The organism is Streptomyces sp. NPDC001231 (assembly GCF_042896885.1).
Taxonomy (GTDB): domain Bacteria; phylum Actinomycetota; class Actinomycetes; order Streptomycetales; family Streptomycetaceae; genus Streptomyces.
Genome location: NZ_JBIAXS010000001.1, coordinates 1 through 19415, shown reverse-complemented (window position 1 = coordinate 19415; position 19415 = coordinate 1). Strand labels below are relative to the sequence as shown.

General features: G+C 73.3%; 17 protein-coding genes and 1 pseudogene. 9 read left to right on the top strand and 9 right to left on the bottom strand.

The window, feature by feature from the left end; all coding sequences use genetic code 11:
* Positions 1–173: 173 nt before the first annotated feature.
* On the top strand, positions 174–1400 hold the full coding sequence (locus ACFY3J_RS00090; protein ID WP_390839586.1) for a D-alanyl-D-alanine carboxypeptidase family protein: 1227 nt from the start codon (positions 174–176) through the stop codon (positions 1398–1400).
* A 343-nt stretch (positions 1401–1743) separates the two neighbouring features.
* Here the strand turns inward: ACFY3J_RS00090 and ACFY3J_RS00085 are convergent, their stop codons facing one another.
* Complete coding sequence (locus tag ACFY3J_RS00085; RefSeq protein WP_384173858.1) at positions 1744–2502, bottom strand: SDR family oxidoreductase; 759 nt, start codon at positions 2500–2502, stop codon at positions 1744–1746.
* Between the two features lie 79 nt (positions 2503–2581).
* Positions 2582–3622, bottom strand: coding sequence for a Gfo/Idh/MocA family protein (locus ACFY3J_RS00080; RefSeq protein WP_390839981.1), 1041 nt, complete (start codon positions 3620–3622; stop codon positions 2582–2584).
* A gap of 198 nt (positions 3623–3820) precedes the next feature.
* Between ACFY3J_RS00080 and ACFY3J_RS00075 the strand changes: the two genes are divergently transcribed.
* The 5 genes from ACFY3J_RS00075 to ACFY3J_RS00055 all read left to right on the top strand — a co-directional run bounded on the left by ACFY3J_RS00075 (position 3821) and on the right by ACFY3J_RS00055 (position 9431).
* A complete protein-coding gene (locus ACFY3J_RS00075) occupies positions 3821–5128 on the top strand; it encodes a multidrug effflux MFS transporter (RefSeq protein ID WP_384173864.1) in 1308 nt (435 codons plus the stop codon).
* Positions 5077–6264, top strand: coding sequence for a serine hydrolase domain-containing protein (locus ACFY3J_RS00070; protein WP_384173867.1), 1188 nt, complete (start codon positions 5077–5079; stop codon positions 6262–6264). The genes ACFY3J_RS00075 and ACFY3J_RS00070 overlap by 52 nt, the downstream gene beginning before the upstream one ends.
* 625 nt (positions 6265–6889) lie before the next feature.
* Positions 6890–7885, top strand: coding sequence for a small ribosomal subunit Rsm22 family protein (locus ACFY3J_RS00065; RefSeq protein WP_390839584.1), 996 nt, complete (start codon positions 6890–6892; stop codon positions 7883–7885).
* A 69-nt stretch (positions 7886–7954) separates the two neighbouring features.
* The gene (locus tag ACFY3J_RS00060; RefSeq protein WP_390839582.1) at positions 7955–8572 is read left to right on the top strand and encodes a TetR/AcrR family transcriptional regulator; all 618 of its coding nucleotides are present in this window, start codon (positions 7955–7957) and stop codon (positions 8570–8572) included.
* A gap of 121 nt (positions 8573–8693) precedes the next feature.
* Entirely contained in the window at positions 8694–9431 is a 738-nt protein-coding gene (locus ACFY3J_RS00055) for a bifunctional DNA primase/polymerase (RefSeq protein ID WP_390839580.1), read from the top strand.
* 114 nt (positions 9432–9545) lie between these two features.
* On the opposite strand, the gene ACFY3J_RS00050 is transcribed toward ACFY3J_RS00055, so the two are convergent.
* From ACFY3J_RS00050 to ACFY3J_RS00025, 6 genes are all read right to left on the bottom strand, one after another.
* Positions 9546–10547, bottom strand: coding sequence for a hypothetical protein (locus ACFY3J_RS00050; protein WP_384173878.1), 1002 nt, complete (start codon positions 10545–10547; stop codon positions 9546–9548).
* On the bottom strand, positions 10507–11379 hold the full coding sequence (efeU, locus tag ACFY3J_RS00045) for an iron uptake transporter permease EfeU (protein WP_384173881.1): 873 nt from the start codon (positions 11377–11379) through the stop codon (positions 10507–10509). The genes ACFY3J_RS00050 and efeU overlap by 41 nt, the downstream gene beginning before the upstream one ends.
* 3 nt (positions 11380–11382) lie before the next feature.
* A complete protein-coding gene (gene efeB, locus ACFY3J_RS00040) occupies positions 11383–12642 on the bottom strand; it encodes an iron uptake transporter deferrochelatase/peroxidase subunit (RefSeq protein WP_384173884.1) in 1260 nt (419 codons plus the stop codon).
* Positions 12643–12652: 10 nt separating this feature from the next.
* Positions 12653–13789: an iron uptake system protein EfeO gene (gene efeO / locus ACFY3J_RS00035; protein ID WP_384173887.1), complete on the bottom strand. Its 1137-nt coding sequence runs from the start codon at positions 13787–13789 to the stop codon at positions 12653–12655.
* Positions 13790–13965: 176 nt separating this feature from the next.
* Positions 13966–14802, bottom strand: a complete 837-nt coding sequence (locus tag ACFY3J_RS00030) for a heme ABC transporter ATP-binding protein (RefSeq protein WP_390839577.1) — start codon at positions 14800–14802, stop codon at positions 13966–13968.
* Positions 14799–15656: a FecCD family ABC transporter permease gene (locus ACFY3J_RS00025; protein ID WP_384173890.1), complete on the bottom strand. Its 858-nt coding sequence runs from the start codon at positions 15654–15656 to the stop codon at positions 14799–14801. Before ACFY3J_RS00025 ends, ACFY3J_RS00030 begins: the two co-directional genes overlap by 4 nt.
* An 8-nt stretch (positions 15657–15664) precedes the next feature.
* On the opposite strand from ACFY3J_RS00025, the gene ACFY3J_RS00020 reads away from it, so the two are divergent.
* The 3 genes from ACFY3J_RS00020 to ACFY3J_RS00010 all read left to right on the top strand — a co-directional run bounded on the left by ACFY3J_RS00020 (position 15665) and on the right by ACFY3J_RS00010 (position 18619).
* Entirely contained in the window at positions 15665–16225 is a 561-nt protein-coding gene (locus tag ACFY3J_RS00020; RefSeq protein WP_390839979.1) for an HtaA domain-containing protein, read from the top strand.
* A gap of 110 nt (positions 16226–16335) precedes the next feature.
* On the top strand, positions 16336–17910 hold the full coding sequence (locus ACFY3J_RS00015) for an HtaA domain-containing protein (RefSeq protein WP_390839575.1): 1575 nt from the start codon (positions 16336–16338) through the stop codon (positions 17908–17910).
* A gap of 64 nt (positions 17911–17974) precedes the next feature.
* Entirely contained in the window at positions 17975–18619 is a 645-nt protein-coding gene (locus ACFY3J_RS00010) for a PhzF family phenazine biosynthesis protein (RefSeq protein ID WP_390839573.1), read from the top strand.
* 36 nt (positions 18620–18655) lie between these two features.
* Here the strand turns inward: ACFY3J_RS00010 and ACFY3J_RS00005 are convergent.
* Positions 18656–19304 (bottom strand): annotated as a pseudogene (locus ACFY3J_RS00005) (heme oxygenase (biliverdin-producing)).
* Positions 19305–19415 lie beyond the last annotated feature (111 nt).

Here is a 19415-nt window from a genome sequence, read left to right as displayed (position 1 = left end):
GAAGCGGACGTGGAGAGGGCGGGAGCGGGCGTGGGGCCGGCGGTGAGCGGGCGTGGGGCCGGCGGTGAGCGCAATCCGACAGGGTATTCGGTGACCTGCCCTTTGATCATCTTTTGATCAGGCTTTGAGGACATGTCGCGCACGGGGTCGGGCTCGCTTTGTACGGTCCCCGGGTGCGTGATTCCTCTCGGTCCCCCCACCACCTGTCCCGGCGTTCCCTGCTCACCCTGGCCACGGCCGCCCCGCTGACCGCCATGACCGCCACCGGCCCGGCCACGGCCGCCACCCCGGCCCGCGCCGCGACCCCCGCCCGCGCCTCCACCGTGATCGGCGGCGAGCGGCTGGCCCATGCGGGGGTGCAGGTGAGCGGGGCCACCGGCCTGCCCGGCCGCCTCACCGCCCGTGCCTGGCTCCTCGCCGACTGCGAGACGGGCCACGTGCTCGCCGCCCACCGCGCGCACCAGCCCCTCGCGCCCGCCTCCACGCTGAAGATGCTGTTCGCGGACACGGTGCTGAGGAAGTTCCACCGCTCCGAGCGGCACACCGTCACCGACGCCGAACTGGCCGACATCCCCATGGGCTCCAGCCTCGTCGGGATTCAGGCCGGGACCACCTACACGGTGGAGCAGCTGTGGCAGGGCGTGTTCCTGCGGTCGGGCAACGACGCCGTGCACGTGCTCGCCCACATGAACGGCGGGGTGGCGAGGACGGTCGCCGAGATGCAGGCCAGGGCGGAGGACCTCCAGGCCCTGGACACCCACGTGGTCAGCCCCGACGGCTTCGACCACCCCGGTCAGCTGTCCTCGGCGTACGACCTGACGCTGATCGCCCGGCACGGGCTGCGCAACGCCGACTTCCGCGGCTACTGCGGCACGCACGACGCCGACTTCCCGGCCGGCCGGGACAAGAGCTTCCAGATTCAGAACACCGACCGCCTGCTGACCGGCGCGTGGGGCCTGAGGGCGTACAAGGGCCTGATCGGGGTGAAGAACGGCTACACCAGCGACGCCGGAAACACCTTCGCCGGCGCGGCCGTACGCGGCGGCCGCACCCTGCTGGCCACGGTGCTGAAGCCCGCGAACGGCAGCAACGCCGTCTACGAGGAGACCGCCGCCCTGCTCGACTGGGGCTTCGGGCAGGGGCGTTCCGCGCAGCCCGTCGGCACGCTGGTCGAGCCGCTGAGCGAGGGCGGGTCGAAGACGGACGCGGGCGCCCCGCCCGGGAAGCGGGCCGCACCGGCCGCCGCCGGACCGCCGGGCGCGGCGGCGGCCGACCGCCCCTCGGCCTGGCGGCTGATGGAAGGCGCGGGCGGGACGGTCGCGCTGCTGACCGGCGGCATGTGGGCGCTGCGCCGGCGCCGGGCCGCGGCAGCCGGCTCCGGAGGCCGCCACCGGCGCTGAGCCGCGGCCGTCCGAGCCCTGGTCGTCCGTGCGGCAGCCGTCTGAGCCGCAGTCGTTCGTGCGGCAGCCGTTCCACGCACCGGTGCGGACCCCGCGGTCCCCCCGCGGGGTCCACCCCCGACCGGTGCCGTGGAACGGCTGCCGCCTCCCCCCTGAGATGTGGCTCTGGGCCAGGTCGACGGAAGCGCGCCGCTCCAACTGTGAAGCTCTGATGGAGGAGATGTCGAGCATAGGTGCGCTACCGGCCCCGATGGTCCGGAGTTGGGATTCCGTTTGTGCAGATTGCCCGTCGGTGGCCCGTTCCGCCGTCCGTCCCGGGCCGTTCGGCTCCGTTCCGGGCCGCTCAGCCCCGCCCCACGTACGGCATCGTCGTCGCCAGCACCGTCGCGAACTGCACGTTCGCCTCCAACGGCAGCTCGGCCATGTGCCGCACGGTGCGCGCCACGTCGGCGACGTCCATCACCGGTTCCGGGACCACCTCCCCGTTGGCCTGGAGGGCGCCCGACTCCATCCGGGCCGTCATGTCGGTGGCCGCGTTGCCGATGTCGATCTGCCCGACCGCGATCCGGTACGGCCGCCCGTCCAGGGAGAGCGCCTTGGTCAGGCCGGTCAGGGCGTGCTTGGTGGCGGTGTAGGGCGCGGAGTGGGGCCGGGGCGTGTGCGCCGAGATCGAGCCGTTGTTGATGATCCGGCCGCCCTGCGGGTCCTGCTCCTTCATCTGCCGGTACGCCGCCTGCGCGCACAGGAAGGCCCCGTTGAGGTTGGTGTCCACCACGTGCCGCCACGCCTCGTAGGACAGGTCCTCCACCGGCACGCCGCCCGGCCCGAACGTGCCCGCGTTGTTGAACAGCAGGTCGACGCGCCCGAACCGCTCGACGGCGGCGGCGAACAGCGCGGCCACGTCGTCCGGCCGGGCCACGTCGGTGCGTACGGCGAGGGAGGCGGCCCCCGGGGCGAGCGCCGCCGTCTCCTCCAGCGTCTCGGGGCGCCGCCCCGCCAGGGTCACGGACCAGCCCGCGCGCAGCAGTTCCACGGCGACGGCCCGCCCGATGCCCGAGCCGGCGCCGGTCACCACGGCGATCTTCGATTGCCTGTCGGTCATGGCACCGGAGCGTACGAGGACGGTCCGTCACGCGGAATCCACTGTCCGCCATACGGATGTCCGCCCCATGTCGCGGGGCTCAGGCGAGCGCGGGCTCCCGGTCCTGACCGGCCTCCGGTCCATCCGCCTCCCCCGGATACCGCACGCCGATCCGCTCCCGCACCGCGTCCAGCGTCCGCATCACCGCCAGGGTGCCCTCCAGTGGTACGAGCGGCGACTCCGTCTCGCCGGCGCGCAGGGCACGCATCACCTCCAGCGCCTCGTGCCGCATGCTGGTGCGCGGACCGTCGGCCGGGTCCGCGGTGAACTCCTCCGGCTCACGGCCGTGCCGGCGCAGCACGAAACGCTCCGGGTGGAAGAAGCCGGAGGGCACGTCGATCCGGCCCTTGGAGCCGGTGACCGAGGCGCAGGTCGCCGTGGAGCCCGTGATGGAGCAGTGCAACTGGGCCAGCGCGCCGCCGTCCCAGGAGAGCAGCGCGCCGGTCTGGAGGTCGACGCCCTCCGCGGAGAGCACCGCCCTTGCCGTCACGTCCGACGGCTCGCCGAGCAGCAGCTGCGCGAACGACACCGGGTACACGCCGAGGTCGAGCAGCGCCCCGCCGCCGAGGTGCGGGTCGCGCAGCCGGTGCGAGGGTGGGAAGGGGCCGGCGAGCCCGAAGTCGGCCTGGACGGTGCGCACTTCGCCGATCGCGCCGTCCTCGACCAGTGCCTTCAGGCGCCGTACCAGTGGATTGCAGTACATCCACATGGCCTCCATCAGGAACCGGCCGTGCTCCCGGGCGAGTGCGACGAGTTCCCGGGCCTGCCGCAGGTTCAGCGTGAACGGCTTCTCGCACAGCACGTTCCGCCCGGCCTCCAGGCACAGGCCGGCGGCCGCCCGGTGGGCCGCGTGCGGGGCGGCGACGTAGACGACGTCGACGTCCGGGTCGTGGGCGAGTGCCTCCCAGTCGCCGTAGGCCCGCGGGATCCCGAACCGTTCCGCGAACGCCCTCGCCGGCTCCTCGGTGCGCGAGGCCACCGCCACGACCTCGGCGTCCGGCAGGTCCACCAGATCCGCGGTGAACGCGGCCGCCATCTGGCCGGTCGCCAGAATCCCCCAGCGCACCGTCTGTTCCGCCATCCCGGACACTTCCGACATCCCGGACCCCACCCTCGCTCACGCGTTCCTCGGCTCGGTGTACGAGCTGAGAGCATAGGCGGCGGATCGGACGGAGAGGGCCGGAGAAGGCCGAAGACGACCGGTGAGGGCCGGTGAGGGCCGAAGACGGCCGGTGAGGGCCGGAGACGGCCGGTGAGGGCCGGAGAGGGAGGGGCACACATGTCGGAGGGTGGGGCGCCGGCGCCGCACGCGCCGCGGACGGCCGTACCGGAGCGGGGACTCGCCGGACCACCGGCGCGCGCGGCCCGCCGTGCCGGGCTGCTGGTGACCCTGATCCTCGGCGGGCTGACCGCGACGCCTCCGCTCGCGATGGACATGTACCTCCCGTCGCTGCCGGAGGTCACCCGGTCCCTGCACGCCCCGGCCGCGACCGTCCAGCTCACGCTGACCGCCTGCCTGGCCGGCATGGCGCTCGGGCAGATCGTGGTCGGCCCGATGAGCGACCGGTGGGGGCGCCGCCGCCCGCTGCTGGCCGGGCTGGCCGTCTACGTCCTCGCCACCGCGCTGTGCGCGCTCGCCCCGAACGTCGAGACGCTGGTCGCCTTCCGGCTGGCCCAGGGCCTGTCGGGCGCGGCCGGCATCGTGATCGCCCGCGCGGTGGTCCGGGACCTGTACGACGGCGTGGCCATGGCCCGCTTCTTCTCCACCCTGATGCTGATCTCCGGGGTCGCCCCGATCGTGGCGCCGCTGATCGGCGGGCAGATCCTGAGGGTGACGGACTGGCGGGGTGTGTTCGTCGTCCTCACGGTGGTCGGGGCGCTGCTGGCCGTGGTCGTCTGGACCCGGCTGCCGGAGACCCTGCCGCCCGCCCGGCGGCACGGCGGCGGGGTGGGCGAGACGCTCGGCTCGATGCGCCGGCTGCTCGCCGACCGAGCCTTCACCGGGTACCTGCTCGCGGGCGGCTTCGCCTTCGCCGCGCTGTTCGCGTACGTAGCCGCCTCGCCGTTCGTGATCCAGGAGATCTACGGTGCCTCCCCGCAGACGTACAGCCTGCTGTTCGGGCTCAACTCGGTCGGGCTGGTCATCGTGGGCCAGATCAACGGCCGGGTGCTGGTCGGCCGGGTCCGCCTGGACCGGGTGCTGGCCGTCGGCCTCGCCGTGGTCGTCCTGGCCGCGACCGGCCTGCTGCTGATGGCCGCGGGGGTCTTCGGGGACGCGGGCCTGGTGCCCGTGGCCGCCGCGCTGTTCGTGCTCATGTCCGCGATGGGCGTCACCCTGCCCAACACCCAGGCGCTCGCCCTGATGCGCACCCGGCAGCACGCCGGCTCCGCGTCCGCCCTGCTCGGCACGTCGTCCTTCCTCATCGGCGCGGTCGCCTCCCCGCTGGTCGGGATCGCCGGGGAGCACACCGCCGTGCCCATGGCGCTGGTCCAACTGGCGGCCGCACTGGTGGCGCTGGCCTGCTTCATGGGAATGTGCCGTCCCTGGAGGCCACGTGCGGCCGAGAGCCCGGGGGAGGAGAGCTGAGCGCACCGAGACTGCGCGGGGACACACCGGAGAAGGCCGGACTGGACCCCGCCGAGCTGCGTCACCTCGTGCGCGAGGTCCACGACCTCACCACCGGGGAGCACCCCTGGGCGGCGGGCGCCGTCGTGATCGCCGGGCGTGGTCCGGTGGTCGCCGTCGCCGAGGCGGCGGGCTGGGCGGTGCGGTACGCGTCCTACGACCCCGCCACCGACCGGGGGGTCGAACTGCCGCCCGCCCAGCGGGTGCCGATGACCCTGGACACGCCGTTCGACCTGGCCTCCCTCACCAAGCTGTTCACCGCGGTCGCCGCCGTGCAGCAGATCGAGCGGGGCACGCTGGGCATCGACGCGCGGGTGGGGGCGTACCTGCCGGAGTTCCGGGCGGCCGCCGCGCACGGCGTCACCGTACGGCAGCTGCTCACGCACACCTCCGGACTGCGCCCCGAACTCCCGCTGTACGACTGCCCCGACGGCGCCTCCCGGTCGGCGATGCTGCGCGCGGAGGCCCCGGTGGGCGAACCCGGTACGTACACCTACTCGGACCTCAACCCGCTGCTGCTCCAGCGCGTCCTGGAGCGGATCACCGGCCGCCCCCTGGACGTCCTGGTCCGCGACGGGATCACCCGCCCGCTGGGCATGGCGTCGACACGCTTCGGCCCGTGCCCCGGCGCGGCGGCGACCGAGGACCAGCGGCGGCCGTGGGCCAAGGCGGACCGGGGGATGCTGCGCGGGGAGGTCCACGACGAGAACGCCTGGGCGCTGGGCGGCGTGGCCGGGCACGCGGGCCTGTTCTCGACGGCCCCCGACCTCGCGGTCTTCTGCCGCGCGCTCCTCGCGGGCGGCTCCTACGGCCCCGCCCGGATCCTCGGTCCCGACTTCGTCGAGCTGCTGCTCGCCCCGCCGGGCCTGGGTTTCGCGGTGGACCAGCCGTGGTTCATGGGCGAACTGGCGGGCGGCGGCGCGGCGGGCCACACGGGCTTCACCGGTACGTCCCTGGTCCTCGACCCGGCCACGGACACCTTCCTGGTCCTCCTGGCCAACACGGTCCACCCCCGCCGCCGCCCACCGACAAGCGCCCCGCGCGCGGCGTCCGCGACCCGCCTGGCACGAGCGGTACGAGCAGCCCGCCGGGCCTGAGGGGCGCGAGGGGTCTGGTGGGCCTGCGGGGCGTGGGAGGCGCGGCGGTCTGGGTGGTCCGCCGGACTCGGGAAGCGTGGGCGATCTGGGTGGTCTGCCGGATGTGGGAGGCGCGGGCGGTCTGGGCGGCGTGCCGGGCCTGATCATGCCGATGGTCTGGTTGGCCTGTGGGGGCGTGGGAGGCGCAGGCGCGGTCCGGGTGGTGTGCCGGACGTGGGAGGCGCGAGCGGGGCCGGGCGGCCCGCTGGGCCTGAGGGGCGCGGGCGGTTCGGGTGGTCTGCCGGGCCGGGGAGGCGTGGGCGGTTCAGGTGGCCCGCCGGAGCTGGGAGGTGCGGGCGTAGTGCTGGGCCTGAGGGGCGCGGGCGGTTCGGGTGGTCTGCCGGGCCGGGGAGGCGTGGGCGGTTCAGGTGGCTCGTCGGAGCTGGGGGGTGCGGGCGTAGTGACGGGCCTGAGGGGTGTGGGCGGTTCGGGTGGTCTGCCGGGCCTGGGAGGCGTGGCGGTTCAGGTGGCTCGTCGGAGCTGGGGGGTGCGGGCGGACCGTCGGAGCCGGCAGGCTCGGGCGGACCGTCGGAGGTGGGAGGCGTGGGCGGTTCGGGGGGCTCGGGGGAGCTGAGAGAATCGGACGGTGAATGACGTCGTACCCCCGTCGGAGACTCTCCGTGCCGCGCTCTCCGGGCTGCTCGACGGGCTGCCGCCCCGGCAGGCCGCGGGTGCCGTGGAGCGGCTGATCGCCAACTACCGGGGGAGCACCCCGACCGACGCGCCGATCCTGCGCGACCGCGCGGACGTGGTCGCGTACGCCGCCTACCGGATGCCGGCCACCTTCGAGGCGGTCCGCTCGGCGCTGGAAGCGTTCGCGGCGGCCGCGCCCGAGTGGACGCCCGCCAGTCACACCGACGTCGGCGGCGGGACCGGCGCCGCCGCCTGGGCCGTCGGCGCCACCTGGGACGGCATCCGGCCGGTGACCGTGCTCGACTGGGCCGAGCCCGCGCTCGCCCTCGGCCGGGAGATCGCCGAGGCCGACCCGGCCCTGCGGGACGCCCGCTGGCAGCGTGCCCGGATCGGCGCGGCGCTCACCCTCGACGACACCGACCTCGTCACCGTCTCCTACGTCCTGGGCGAGCTGACCGAGGCCGACCGCGCGGCCGTCGTGGACGCCGCCGCGGCCGCCGCCCGCGCCGTCGTGGTCGTCGAGCCCGGCACACCCGACGGCTACGCCCGCGTCATCGAGGCCCGGAACCGGCTGATCGAGGCCGGTTTCCAGGTCGCCGCGCCCTGCCCGCACAGCGCCGCCTGCCCGATCGTGCCCGGCACGGACTGGTGCCACTTCTCGGCCCGGGTCAGCCGGTCCTCCCTGCACCGGCAGGTCAAGGGCGGCTCCCTCGCGTACGAGGACGAGAAGTTCAGCTACGTCGCCGCCACCCGCTTCCCGGTCGCCCCGGCCCCCGCGCGCGTCGTCCGCCGCCCCCAGATCCGCAAGGGCCAGGTCCTGCTGAACCTCTGCACGCCCGACGAGGGCCTGCGCCGGGAGACGGTCACCAAACGCCACGGAGACCTGTACAAGGCGGCCCGCGACACGGACTGGGGCGACCCCTGGCCGCCTCCCGACCCGACGCGCTAGCAACCGGCCCCGCACGGTCCGGGAGGAGCGGCGAGACGCGCCGTCTCACGCCCCTGCTACCGTCGGCGCATGCCCGACAAGCCCGCCCCCGACGCCAGCCGCCGCAGTGAGAAGTCCCGCCGCGCGATCTACGCCGCCGCCCTCGCGCTCGTCGCGGAGACCGGGTATCCGAAGACCACGATCGAGTCGATCGCCGCGCGGGCCGGGGTGGGCAAGCAGACGATCTACCGCTGGTGGCCCTCGAAGGCGGACGTGCTCATGGAGGCGTTCCTCGACCTCGGCGAGCAGGCGGCGGCCCGCCAGGGGGACGGGCAGGGGGACGGGATCCCCGACACCGGCGACCTCGCCGCCGACCTCAAGGCCGTCCTGCGCGCCACCGTCGACGAGCTGTTCGACCCGGCGTTCGAGGCGCCCGCCCGGGCCCTGGCCGCCGAGGGCGTGGTGAACGAGCAGCTCGGCCGGCAGTTCGTGGCCAAGCTGCTCCAGCCGCAACTGGAGCTGTACGTCCGCAGGCTGCGCTCGGCCCAGGACACCGGCGCCGTACGTCCCGGCGTCGACCCCCGCATCGCCCTGGAGCTCTTCGTCTCCCCGCTCGCCCAGCGCTGGCTCCAGCGCACCGCGCCGATCTCCTACGAGTACACCGACACCCTCGTCGACTACGCCCTGTACGGGATCGCGCCGCGCTGAGCGCCGCCGCGGCCGCCCCGGAGGCGGGCGCGGCCGCCCCGGTTGCGGGCTCCGGCCCCCCGAGGCGGAGGATGGTGGGACCATGGGGCATGCTGTCCACACCAGCGAGGTCAGGGGATAGATGAGCGCGGAGTTCGGCGACCGCACCGGCCGGCAGGGCAAACTCACCAGGTGGTTGCGGGGACGCCGCCCCAAGGAGACGGTCGGCGAAGGCGGTCGTGAGGACCTGCTGCTCGCCGCCGCCACCGCGGGACTTCCCCTCGCGCCCGCCGCGCACCCGGCCACCGGATACGGCTGCTCCTGCGACCGCGTCGGCTGTCCCACGCCCGCCCGGCACCCGGTGTCGTTCGCCTGGCAGACGCAGTCGACCACGGACCGCGCCCAGATCGAGCGCTGGGCCCGGCACCAGCCGCAGGCCAACTTCATCACCGCGACCGGAATGGTGCACGACGTCCTCGACGTGCCCCTGGAGGCCGGCCGCGAGGCCCTGGAGCGGCTGCTCGCCGAGGGCGTCGAGGTCGGTCCGGTCGCCGAGAGTGACGACGGCCGCATGCTGTTCTTCACCCTCACCCGCGGCACGCCCGAGGACGAGGACGAGTGGTGGCCCTGCGAGCTGGACTGCCATCCGGAGACCATGGACGAGCACCCGGGCCTGCGCTGGCACTGCCGCGGCTCCTACGTCCTGGTACCGCCGGCCCGCCTGCCCGGCGACGACGACCAGCAGGTGCGCTGGCTGCGCGGCCCCGAGCACGCCCTCCCGGACCCGCTGAGCCTCCTGGAACCCCTCACCGACGCCTGCGCCCGCCACGCCGCCCAGGCACCGGACCCGCACTCCACGACCTGGCCCCTGCACCACTGAACCCTCGGGCACCACTGAACACTCGGGCACCACTGAACCCTCGGTGGCGGAACCCCCGTGGCCCGGAGGCCCCGTGCCGGACGCCGTGTGCGCGGTCCGCCCGGGACCCGGACCCTACTCGCCCTGGGCCGAGGTGAGGCCCTGGACGCGGGCCAGTATGGAAACCCGCTGTCCGGCCGCGCCCCTCGGCGGGTCGAGGGCCACCTCGTTGGAGATGAACTCCATCGTCAGGGACTGCTTGACCTCGCCCGTGGTGAGGGCCTGGACGTCCTTGTTGGGGGTGGGGACGGAAGCCCCCTCGGCGGCGGTCTGCTTCTCGTAGTGGCGGGTGGTGAAGAACACCAGCGCGCCGCCGTCCGCGGTGCGCAGCGCCAGAGGGGCGTAGGCGCCGTCCGTCATGGGCTGGTCGATGTACTGCCGCGCCAGCCCCGGCCGGCTCGCGGCCCTGGTACGCAGCTTGCGCCAGCCGGTGGTGTGGGCGCCGTCGGCGAAGGCGTCCCCGCCACTGCCCAGGTACGCCGCGTAGTCCTTGCTCAAGTCGCCGGGCGCGACGGCCAGTTCGGTGCTGTTTTCGGGCAGGGCCTCGGCCAGGCCGTCCGCGTCCTTCCGGAACTCCGGTACGTCGCCGGGGGATGCCAGCGTCAGAAACGCCACCCGCCACTCCTCGGTGACGCCGTAGCGCAGGAACACCAGCAGCCAGCGCTGGTCGCCGCCCTTGTTCCCCTTGGCGTCGGCGAGGAACCAGCGCGGCCAGCCCGCCTTCTTGGGGATCGTGAACTTCGCGTCCGTCAGCGTCAGCGGCGTGTGCGCGGAGTTGCCGCCCGGGTTGTTGGTGCGCCCCGCCTTCAGCCGTGCCCCGTCGATGGCGCCGAGCGCGCCGGTGACGAAGTCCGCGTCCAGGGTGCGGTCGTAGGCCTTGTCGGCCTCGTTGTAGGCGTCGGTGAACCGCGTCAGCGCCTTCGCGGCCTCCGCGGGGGTGGTGGCCGGGAGCACCTCACGCTCCCCGTGCACCACCACGCACCCGCTCGCCGTCAGCGTCAGCGCGGCCGCCGTGACCGCCGCCGTCGCCCAACGCTCAAGCCTGCGAAGCCTTTGAGGGCCGCGAACCCTGCTCATCAGCCACCGTCACCTTCCTCTTCCCGGAGGCGAACCCTACCGGGGCGAAGAAGACCGTGAGCGTCGGGACCAGGTACAGCAGCCACACCGTGACCTGGACGACCGTCGGGTCCGGCTGGAAGTTGAACACGCCCTTCAGCAGCGTGCCGTACCAGCTGTCCGGCGGGATGGTGCCGCTGATGTCGAAGGCGAGGTTGCCCAGCCCCGGCACCCAGGCGGCCTCCTGGAGGTCGTGGACGCCGTACGCCAGCACACCCGCCGCGACGACGACCAGCATGGCGCCGGTCCAGGTGAAGAACTTGGCGAGGTTGATCCGCAGCGCGCCCCGGTAGAACAGCCAGCCCAGGAGGACCGCCGTGGCCAGACCGAGGGCGACCCCGATCAGCGGGCGCGGCGTGCCGTCGGAGGCCGCGTGGACCGACGCCCACACGAACAGCGCCGTCTCCAGGCCCTCACGGCCCACGGCCAGGAACGCGGTGGCGACCAGCGCGCCCGTGCCCATCGCCAGCGCCTGGTCCAGCTTGCCGTGCAGCTCGGACTTCAGATGCCGGGCGGTGCGCCGCATCCAGAAGACCATCCAGGTCACCAGGCCCACCGCGACGATCGACAGGGTCCCGCCGAGCGCCTCCTGCGCCTCGAACGTCAGCTCCTGGGAACCGAATTCGAGGACACAGCCGAAGCCCATGGCGATGGCGACCGCGATGCCGATGCCGGTCCAGATCGGCCTCAGGGCGTCCCTGCGGCCGGTCTTCACCAGATAGGCGATGAGGATGCACACGACGAGGCTGGCTTCCAGCCCCTCGCGCAGACCGATCAGATAGTTGGAGAACACGGGTCACGCCTCCTCGGACAGCAGGGTGCGTCCCCACCAGTCGTGCGCGTCACGCACGCCGGGCGGGACCGCGAAGACCGCCGAACCCACGTGCTGGATGTACTGATTGAGCGCGTCCGACGCCGCCAGCTTGCGCTGGAGCGGGATGAACCCGTTGCGTGGGTCGCGCTGGTAGGCCAGGAAGAACAGTCCGGCGTCCAGGCGGCCGAGGCCGTCGGTTCCGTCGGTGAAGGAGTAGCCGCGGCGCAGGATCGTGATCCCGCCGTTGGCGTCGGGGTGCGAGAGCCGTACGTGCGCGTCGGGCTTCATCGCCTTCAGGAACGGCTCGTCGTGCTCCTTGGCCCTGCCGACCGGTGCGCCCTCGCCCTTGTCCCGGCCGAAGATGTCCTCCTGCTCCTGGAGCGGAGCCCGGTCCCAGGTCTCGATGTTCATCCGGATGCGCCGGGCGACGACGTACGAACCCCCGTGCATCCAGGCGTCGTTGGCGCCGCCGTCCTTGTCGCCGACCCATACGAACTTGTCCAGCCGGCCGGTCTCGGTGCCCGCGATGTTGCGGGTGCCGTCCTTGAACCCGAAGAGGTTGCGCGGGGTGTGGGCGTCCGGGGTGGTGGAGGAGGTCTTGCCGAAGCCGAGCTGGGACCAGCGGACGGCGACCTTGCCGAAGCCGATGCGGGCCAGGTTGCGGATCGCGTGCACGGCGACCTGCGGGTCGTCCGCGCAGGCCTGGATGCACAGGTCGCCGCCGGTACGGGAGCGGTCCAGGTTGTCGCCGGGGAACTTGGGCAGGTCCACCAGGGCGGCCGGCCGCCTGTCCCGCAGCCCGAACTTGTCGAACAGCGACGGCCCGAAGCCGATGGTCAGCGTCAGCCGCGAGGGCTTGAGGCCCAGCGCCTCTCCGGTGTCGTCGGGCGGCGCCTCGGCGAGTCCACCGTACGCGCCCTCACCGACCTCCTTGCCGGCGGTCATCCGGCGCGCGGCGGCCGTCCAGTCCTTCAGCATCCGCACGAACTCGGCGCGGTCGTCGGTCTTCACGTCGAACGCGGCGAAGTGCAGGCGGTCCTGCACGGGCGTGGCGATGCCGGCCTGGTGGGCGCCGTGGAACTCCACCGCACCGCCCGCCTCCGCGCCGACCGGGTCGAGGTCGGCGCCGGCCTTGGTCATCGCCACCGCGCCGCCGGCCGCGACGGCACCGAGCGCGATCCCGGCCCCGCCCCAGCCGATCACGGCGCGGCGGGACGGAGTACTGCCCTGGGTCTCGGTCATCTCCCGCCCTCTACTTCACAACGGCCGCGGCGAGCTTGGACAGCGGCTCGGCGAGCGCGTTCACCGCGTCCGAGAGCTCCTTGCGGTCGTCCTTGCCGACCTTGTCGTAGGAGACGAACTCGTACGACGTCTTGTCCGTGCGGTACTTGTCGAGAAGCGTTTCGAGCGCGGCGAACTGCTTGTCGAGCTCCTTGGCCAGCGCCGGGTCGTTCTTCGAGGCGACCGGCTTGAGGAGTTCGTACGCCTTCTGCGCGCCCTCGACGTTGCCCTTGAAGTCGACCAGGTCGGTGTGGGCGTAGCGGTCCTCCTCGCCGGTGACCTTGCCCTGGGCGACCTCGTCGAGGAGTTCCTTGGCGCCGTTGGCCATGGAGGTCGGGGTGATCTCGGCGGTGCCGACCCGCTTCTGCCAGTCCTGGAGGTCGGTGAGGAGCTGGTCGGCGAGCACCTTCTCCTCGGCGCCGATCCTGCCGTCCTTCCACAGCGACTTCTCCAGGCGGTGCCAGCCGGTCCACTTCTGGCCGTCCTCCAGGCCGTCCTCGCGGACGTCGACCTTGGGGTCGATGTCGCCGAAGGACTCCGCGACCGGCTCGGTGCGCTCCCAGCCGAGACGGGAGATCGCGTAAGCCTTCTTGGCGGCCGGCACGTCGCCGGCCTTGATCGCCTTCACGAAGGTCTCGACGCGGGGCAGGGTCTCGTCGGCCTGCTCCTGGGCGTACCGGCGGTAGTCGGCGACGGCCGCGTCCAGCTTCGGGTCGCGCTTGGCGACCGTGCCGCCGGTCGCCTTGACCTCCTGGCGGATGCCCTTGCCCTTCATGCCCGGCTTGCAGGCGATGACGTAGTCGCCGGCCTTCACCTCGGCGGTGACCTTCTGCTTGATGCCGGGGCCGATGTTCTCGCGCTCGGCGACGATCCGGTCGTCAGGGAAGAGGAGGTAGACCTCGGTGACCTTCGAGCCCTTGTTCTCGATGGCGAGCTCGACGTGCCCGGCCGGAAACGCCTTCTTCGAGACCTCGCAGGAGTCGTCCTTCGCGGTCACGTCGACCACGCGGTCGGTGTCCTGCGTGCCGCTTTTCTGCGTACAGGCCGTCACGGCGGTCAGCGCGACCGCGGCTGCGGCGGTGATGACGGAGAAGCGGACGGCTCGCACGAGGGCTCCCGGAAGTGGCTGGAAGGTGACCTGACACCCCACGACCGTTGGTGAGGCTTGCCTAACTTAACCGAGGCTTACCTGGTTCCTACCCGTGCGGACCGTGATTCCTGTCTCATGATCGGCGTACGGGAACGAAGTGATCGCGAATGTGTCAAGAGAGGGCAAAGGGATGGTCAAGATCGAGCCAAGGGGCTCCGTCTGGGGGTCACCAGGACCGCGCCCGTACGCGGGTGCGGCAGCACTTCCACCCCCTGGTCGTAGACCCGGGAGAGCAGCGCCTCGGAGAAGACGTCGGCGGGCGGTCCGTCGGCCACGACACGACCGGCGCACAGGATCGCGACCCGGTGCGCGTACGCGGCGGCCAGTCCCAGGTCGTGCAGCACCACGACAACCGAGTCCCCGGCGTGCGCCCTTTCCCGGCACAGCCGCAGCACCAGCTCCTGGTGCTTCAGGTCGAGCGCGGCGGTCGGCTCGTCGAGCAGCAGCAGCGGTGCCCGCTGGGCCAGCACCCGGGCGAGCGCGACCCGGGCCCGCTCGCCGCCGCTGAGCGCCGGGAACGGGCGCGCGGCGAACGCGGTCACCTCCGTGGCGGCCATCGCCTCGGCCACGATCCGCTCGTCCTCGTCCGGGGAGGCCGAGGACGCGTGCGGGGCACGGCCCATCCGTACGACCTCCTCGACGGCGAAGGGGAAGGAGAGCGCCGCCGACTGCGGCAGCACGGCGCGGCGCGGCGCGAGTTCGGGCGCGGACCACTCGTGGGCCGGGCGGCCGTGGACACGCACCACGCCCCGGGTGGGCGGGAGATCGGCGGCGAGCGCGCCCAACAGGGTCGACTTCCCGGCGCCGTTGGGGCCCACCAGGGCCAGCACCTCACCGGCGCGGACCGCGACGTCGACGCCGTCGAGCACCTCGCGGGCGCCCCTGCGCACATGCAGCGCCTCCGTCTCGGCGAGCACGTCACCGGCCCGGGCCGGGGCGGGGGGAACCGGTCGGATCCTCGGCAGTCTCATGCCCAGCCTCCTTGCCTGCGGCGGGTGCGGCGCAGCAGCCAGAAGAAGAACGGGCTGCCGACCAGTGCGGTGAGCACGCCGAGCGGAAGCTCGGCGGGTGCGGCGACGGTGCGGGCGGCCAGGTCCGCGGCGAGCAGGACGAGCGCGCCGAGCAGGGCACTGCCCGGCACCAGGAAGCGGTGCCCGGGCCCGGCCGCCATCCGCAGCAGATGCGGTACGACCAGGCCGACGAAGCCGATGATGCCGGAGACGCTGACGGCCGCCGCGGTCAGCAGGGCGATGACCAGCACCAGCACGACGCGCAGCCGTTCCACGTCCACGCCCAGGTGGCGGGCCGGACCCTCGCCGAGCGAGAGCAGGTCCAGCCGGCGCGCGTACAGCGGCGCGACGCCCAGTCCGAGCACCGCGCACGGCAGGACGGCCATGACCTTCGGCCAGGTGGCCTGGGAGAGCGAGCCGAGCTGCCAGAAGGTGATCTGGTTGACCGCGGCGGAGTCCGCGAAGAACAGGAACAGCCCGATCAGGGCGCCCGCGAAGGCGTTCACCGCGATCCCGGTGAGGATCAGCGTCACCACCTCCGTACGGCCGCCCGAGCGCGCCATGGCGTACACCAGCAGAACCGTGCCCAGACCCGCGACGAAGGCGGCCACCGGGACCGTCCAGGTGCCGAGGAAGTCAAGACCGAGGGCGATCGCGGCGACCGCGCCGACCGCCGCGCCCGAGGAGACCCCGATGACGCCCGGCTCGGCCAGCGGATTGCCGAACACGCCCTGCATCAGCGCGCCCGCGCAGCCCAGCGAGGCGCCCACGAGCAGGGCCAGCACGATGCGCGGGAAACGCACGTTCCACAGCACCGACTCGCCTGACCGGCAAGAAGGTCCCCCTGGTCACCTTCGCGGCCAAGGGCCTGACCGCCCGCGACGGCCTGGCGAAGGTGACCGAGGCACCGGCCGAGCTGACCGCCCGTGGCGCCAAGGCGTTCGGCGGGATGTACCCGACGGGCACCGCTATGGACCCGGTGACCCTGGCCGTCGCCCTCACCGCCACCGCCAAGCTGCCCGCCCTGCCCGCTCTGGGCAGCGCGGTCACCGAAACCGCCTCGCCCGCACCCACGACGGCCGCCCCCGCCCCCTCGGCCGAGCCGGTCGCGGCCACCGGCGACGACGGCACCCCGGTCCTGCCGGTCGCGCTCGGCGCGGGAGGCGCGCTGGTGGTGGCTCTCGGCGGGGCGGCGCTCTACCGCCGCAGGAACCGTACGGAGTCCACCGCGCCCACCGAGGGTTCCGGTACGGCGGCGAACTCCGGCGCCGCGGCCTCCGGTTCAGGCGCCGGCTCCGGCTCCGGTTCAGGCGCCGGCTCCGGCTCCGGTTCAGGCGCCGGCTCCGGCTCCGGTGCCGGCGAGGAGCGGTCCGCCGGGTCGTGACCCTGCCCGGCCGTCCCGGCCGGCCGGGCCCCCAAGCCTCTCCCCTCACCCCCCACGTCCTGATTCCCTCCGCCGCCCCACAGGCGGACCCCGTCACGAGGAGAACCGTCATGTCCGCCACCGCCACCCGCGCCCGCAGACGGCCGGTGATGTTCGCCGCCGCCGTGGCCACGGCCACCGCGCTGGGCGCCGCCGCCCTGGCCACGGCCCCCGGTGCCGCCGCGGCCTCCGTGCCCCTGACCGGCTACGAACTGAGCTGGGGCATCAAGGAGTCGTACCGCAACTACGTCACCGGCCCCTACACCAAGGGCACGTTCACCGCCACCGAGGGCGCCTCCCAGGCCGACGGCAACGGCGTCTTCACCTTCACCGACGGCCAGGGCACCTACGACAGCACCAACCACACGCTGCGCCTGGCGTTCAAGGGCACGCTCGTCGCCGAGTCGCCCGTGCACGGGTTCAAGCGGGTGCTCAGCGACTTCCAGTACGACAGCGCCACGGGCGTCCTCACCGCCGACCTGACCGCCGACGACGGCCCGACCCAGCAGGACGTGCCGTTCGCCGAGGTCGCGGCCCCGACCGGCTCGGACATGGGCGGCCTGGCCACCACCCTCACCACCGAGGCCGGCACCTTCCTCGGCAGCTCCTCCTACGCGGGCGCGGCAGGCGACCCGCTGTCGGTGGTGAAGAAGCAGGGCACGACGTCCCCGAGCCCGTCGCCCAGCGAGTCGGGGACCACCTCGCCCGAGCCGACGTCCTCGCCCACCTCGTCGGCCTCGCCGAGCGCGTCGGAAACCGGCGGCCCGTCGTCCCCGAAGCCCAGCGACTCGGCCTCCCAGAGCGCCAAGCCCACGGCGTCCACCTCTCCGTCCGCCTCCACCGCGCCCGCCCCCTCCAGGGGAGACATAGCCGACGGCAGGCTGGCCTGGGGTGTGAAGGACTCCTTCCGCGGCTACGTCGTGGGCCCGGTGGCCAAGGGCCGGATCACGACGTCGGACGGAGCCTCCCAGGCGTCCGGCAACGGCGCCTTCACCTTCGCCGACGCCACCGGCGGCTACGACACCGAGGCCGGCACCCTCTCCGCCGCGTTCAAGGGCTCGGTGAACTTCAAGGGCCACCAGGGCGAGGGCGAGGGCGGCGGCTACGGGCTCGACCTCACCCTCGACAATGTCCGGGCCGCTCTCGACGGCGGGTCCGGCAAGCTGACCGCCGATGTCACCAGCCTCGGCGAGAAGTCGCCCAACGTGGTCCTGGCTGATCTGAAGGCCGGCTCCACCAAGCTCACCGCCAAGAACGACGTCATCACCCTGAACGACGTGACGGCAACGCTGACCGAGGCCGGCGCCAAGGCGTTCGGCGGCTTCTACGACAAGGGCACCGCGCTCGACCCGGTGAACCTTTCCGTCGTCCTCACCAAGGGCGCCGAACTCCCCTCCGGCAACGGCACTTCGGGCGGCGGCTCCGGCACGGGCGGCACCGGCACCTCCGGCGGCACGGGCGATATCGGCGGTACCGGCTCGACGACCGGCGGCATCGGCTCCACCACCGGCGGCATCGGCGGCAGCATGGCCGCCACCGGCTCGAACGTCCCGGTGGGCGCCCTGGGCGCGGCCGCCGCGGCGACCGTGGCGGCGGGCGCGGGCGTGCTCTACGCGCTGCGCAGGCGGCGCGACGCGCAGGCCTGATCCGCGTCGGCGGCAGTGTCGTCCCGCTCGGACGGCACCGCCGCCGTGATGCTTCAATGCCCGGGTGACCGACTACGACGTGCTGCGCGTCTTCTGCGGGCCGCGCGGCGGCTACGGCAACGAACTCGGTGTCGTCCGCGACGGCTCGCGCGTTCCCGCCCAGGAAGACCGCCAGGAACTCGCCGCCAAACTCGGCTTCAGCGAGACGGTGTTCGTCGACGACCCCGAGCGCGGCGTCATCGACATCTTCACTCCCACCCTGCGCCTGCCGTTCGCGGGCCACCCCTGCGTGGGGGTGGCCTGGCTCCTGGACGTACCGGAACTGATCACCTCCGCCGGCACGGTGGGCACCCGCCTGGACGGCGAGTTCACCTGGATCGAGGCCCGCCCGGAGTGGGCCCCGCCACGCACCCTGCGCCAGTACGCCACCGCCGCCGAGGTCGACGACCTGCCCGTACCGCCGCCCGGCGAGTGGATCTACGCCTGGTCCTGGGAGGACGAGGCCGCCGGCCGGATCCGCGCCCGCGCCTTCCCCGGCCGCGACGACGGCATCGATGAGGACGAGGCAACAGGCGCGGCGGCCCTGCTGCTTACGGCCCAACTGGAACGTGCCCTGAACATCGTCCAGGGCACAGGCTCCCAACTCCTCACCGCCCCCCAACCGGGCGGCTGGGTCGAGGTCGGCGGCCGGGTGGTCCTGGAGCGCTGACGCGCACGGGCCGTGCCCTGGTGTCCCCCGGCCAGGTCACGCCGAGAGGGGGAACTCCTCGCCCAGCGCGTGGAAGACCGCCGTGTTCAAGGTGAACGCCCGCTTGCACTCGGTCACGATGCGCTGCTTCTCCAGGTCGTCGGCGTCGACGGTGTCCAGGAGTTCGCGGTAACCACGCTTGAAGGCGGCCGGGTTGGGGATCTCCTCGAACACGTAGAAGCGGACTCCGTCACCCTTCTTCGTGAAGCCCCACGTCTTCTCCGCCTTGTCCCGGATGACCTGGCCGCCGGAGAGGTCGCCGAGGTAACGGGTGTAGTGGTGGGCGATGTAGCCGGCCGGCCACTGCTCGGCGCACTCGCGCACCCGTGCCGCGTACGCCTCGGTCGCGGGCAGCGCGCTCAGTCCCGAGCGCCAGGAGGCACCGCGCAGATGCGTCAGGTCCCGCTCCAGCGCGGCCAGCCGGAACAGCTCGGACCGGATGAACGGGCCCGCCACCGGATCCGACTCCAGCCGTTCGGCCCCGTCCTCCAGTGCCGCGTACACGAACCAGAGCTGCTCGGTGTACCGCGCGTACGCGTCCACGCCGAGCCGGCCGCCGAGCAGATCACTCATGAAGGGTGGAGGTCTCCGCCTCCGTGTGCTGCTCGTGGGAGGCGGTGCGGATGAGTGTCGAGAAGGAATCCATGCGGCCATCCTCTAAGCTTGAAATTAAACCTTCGGTGATCGTTCGGGGATCGAGTGGTTCACCCACATGGGAATCTGCCGGACATGACGACGACCTCCCTTTCACGCTGTG

What these genes read in the sequence shown, in the direction of transcription:
- ACFY3J_RS00085 (WP_384173858.1), bottom strand. Translation starts at nt 2,502, where the DNA reads ATGACCGACAGGCAATCGAAGATCGCCGTGGTGACCGGCGCCGGCTCG.
- ACFY3J_RS00080 (WP_390839981.1), bottom strand. Translation starts at nt 3,622, where the DNA reads ATGGCGGAACAGACGGTGCGCTGGGGGATTCTGGCGACCGGCCAGATG.
- ACFY3J_RS00075 (WP_384173864.1), top strand. Translation starts at nt 3,821, where the DNA reads ATGTCGGAGGGTGGGGCGCCGGCGCCGCACGCGCCGCGGACGGCCGTA.
- ACFY3J_RS00060 (WP_390839582.1), top strand. Translation starts at nt 7,955, where the DNA reads ATGCCCGACAAGCCCGCCCCCGACGCCAGCCGCCGCAGTGAGAAGTCC.
- ACFY3J_RS00055 (WP_390839580.1), top strand. Translation starts at nt 8,694, where the DNA reads ATGAGCGCGGAGTTCGGCGACCGCACCGGCCGGCAGGGCAAACTCACC.
- ACFY3J_RS00050 (WP_384173878.1), bottom strand. Translation starts at nt 10,547, where the DNA reads ATGAGCAGGGTTCGCGGCCCTCAAAGGCTTCGCAGGCTTGAGCGTTGG.
- efeB (WP_384173884.1), bottom strand. Translation starts at nt 12,642, where the DNA reads ATGACCGAGACCCAGGGCAGTACTCCGTCCCGCCGCGCCGTGATCGGC.
- ACFY3J_RS00030 (WP_390839577.1), bottom strand. Translation starts at nt 14,802, where the DNA reads ATGAGACTGCCGAGGATCCGACCGGTTCCCCCCGCCCCGGCCCGGGCC.
- ACFY3J_RS00015 (WP_390839575.1), top strand. Translation starts at nt 16,336, where the DNA reads ATGTCCGCCACCGCCACCCGCGCCCGCAGACGGCCGGTGATGTTCGCC.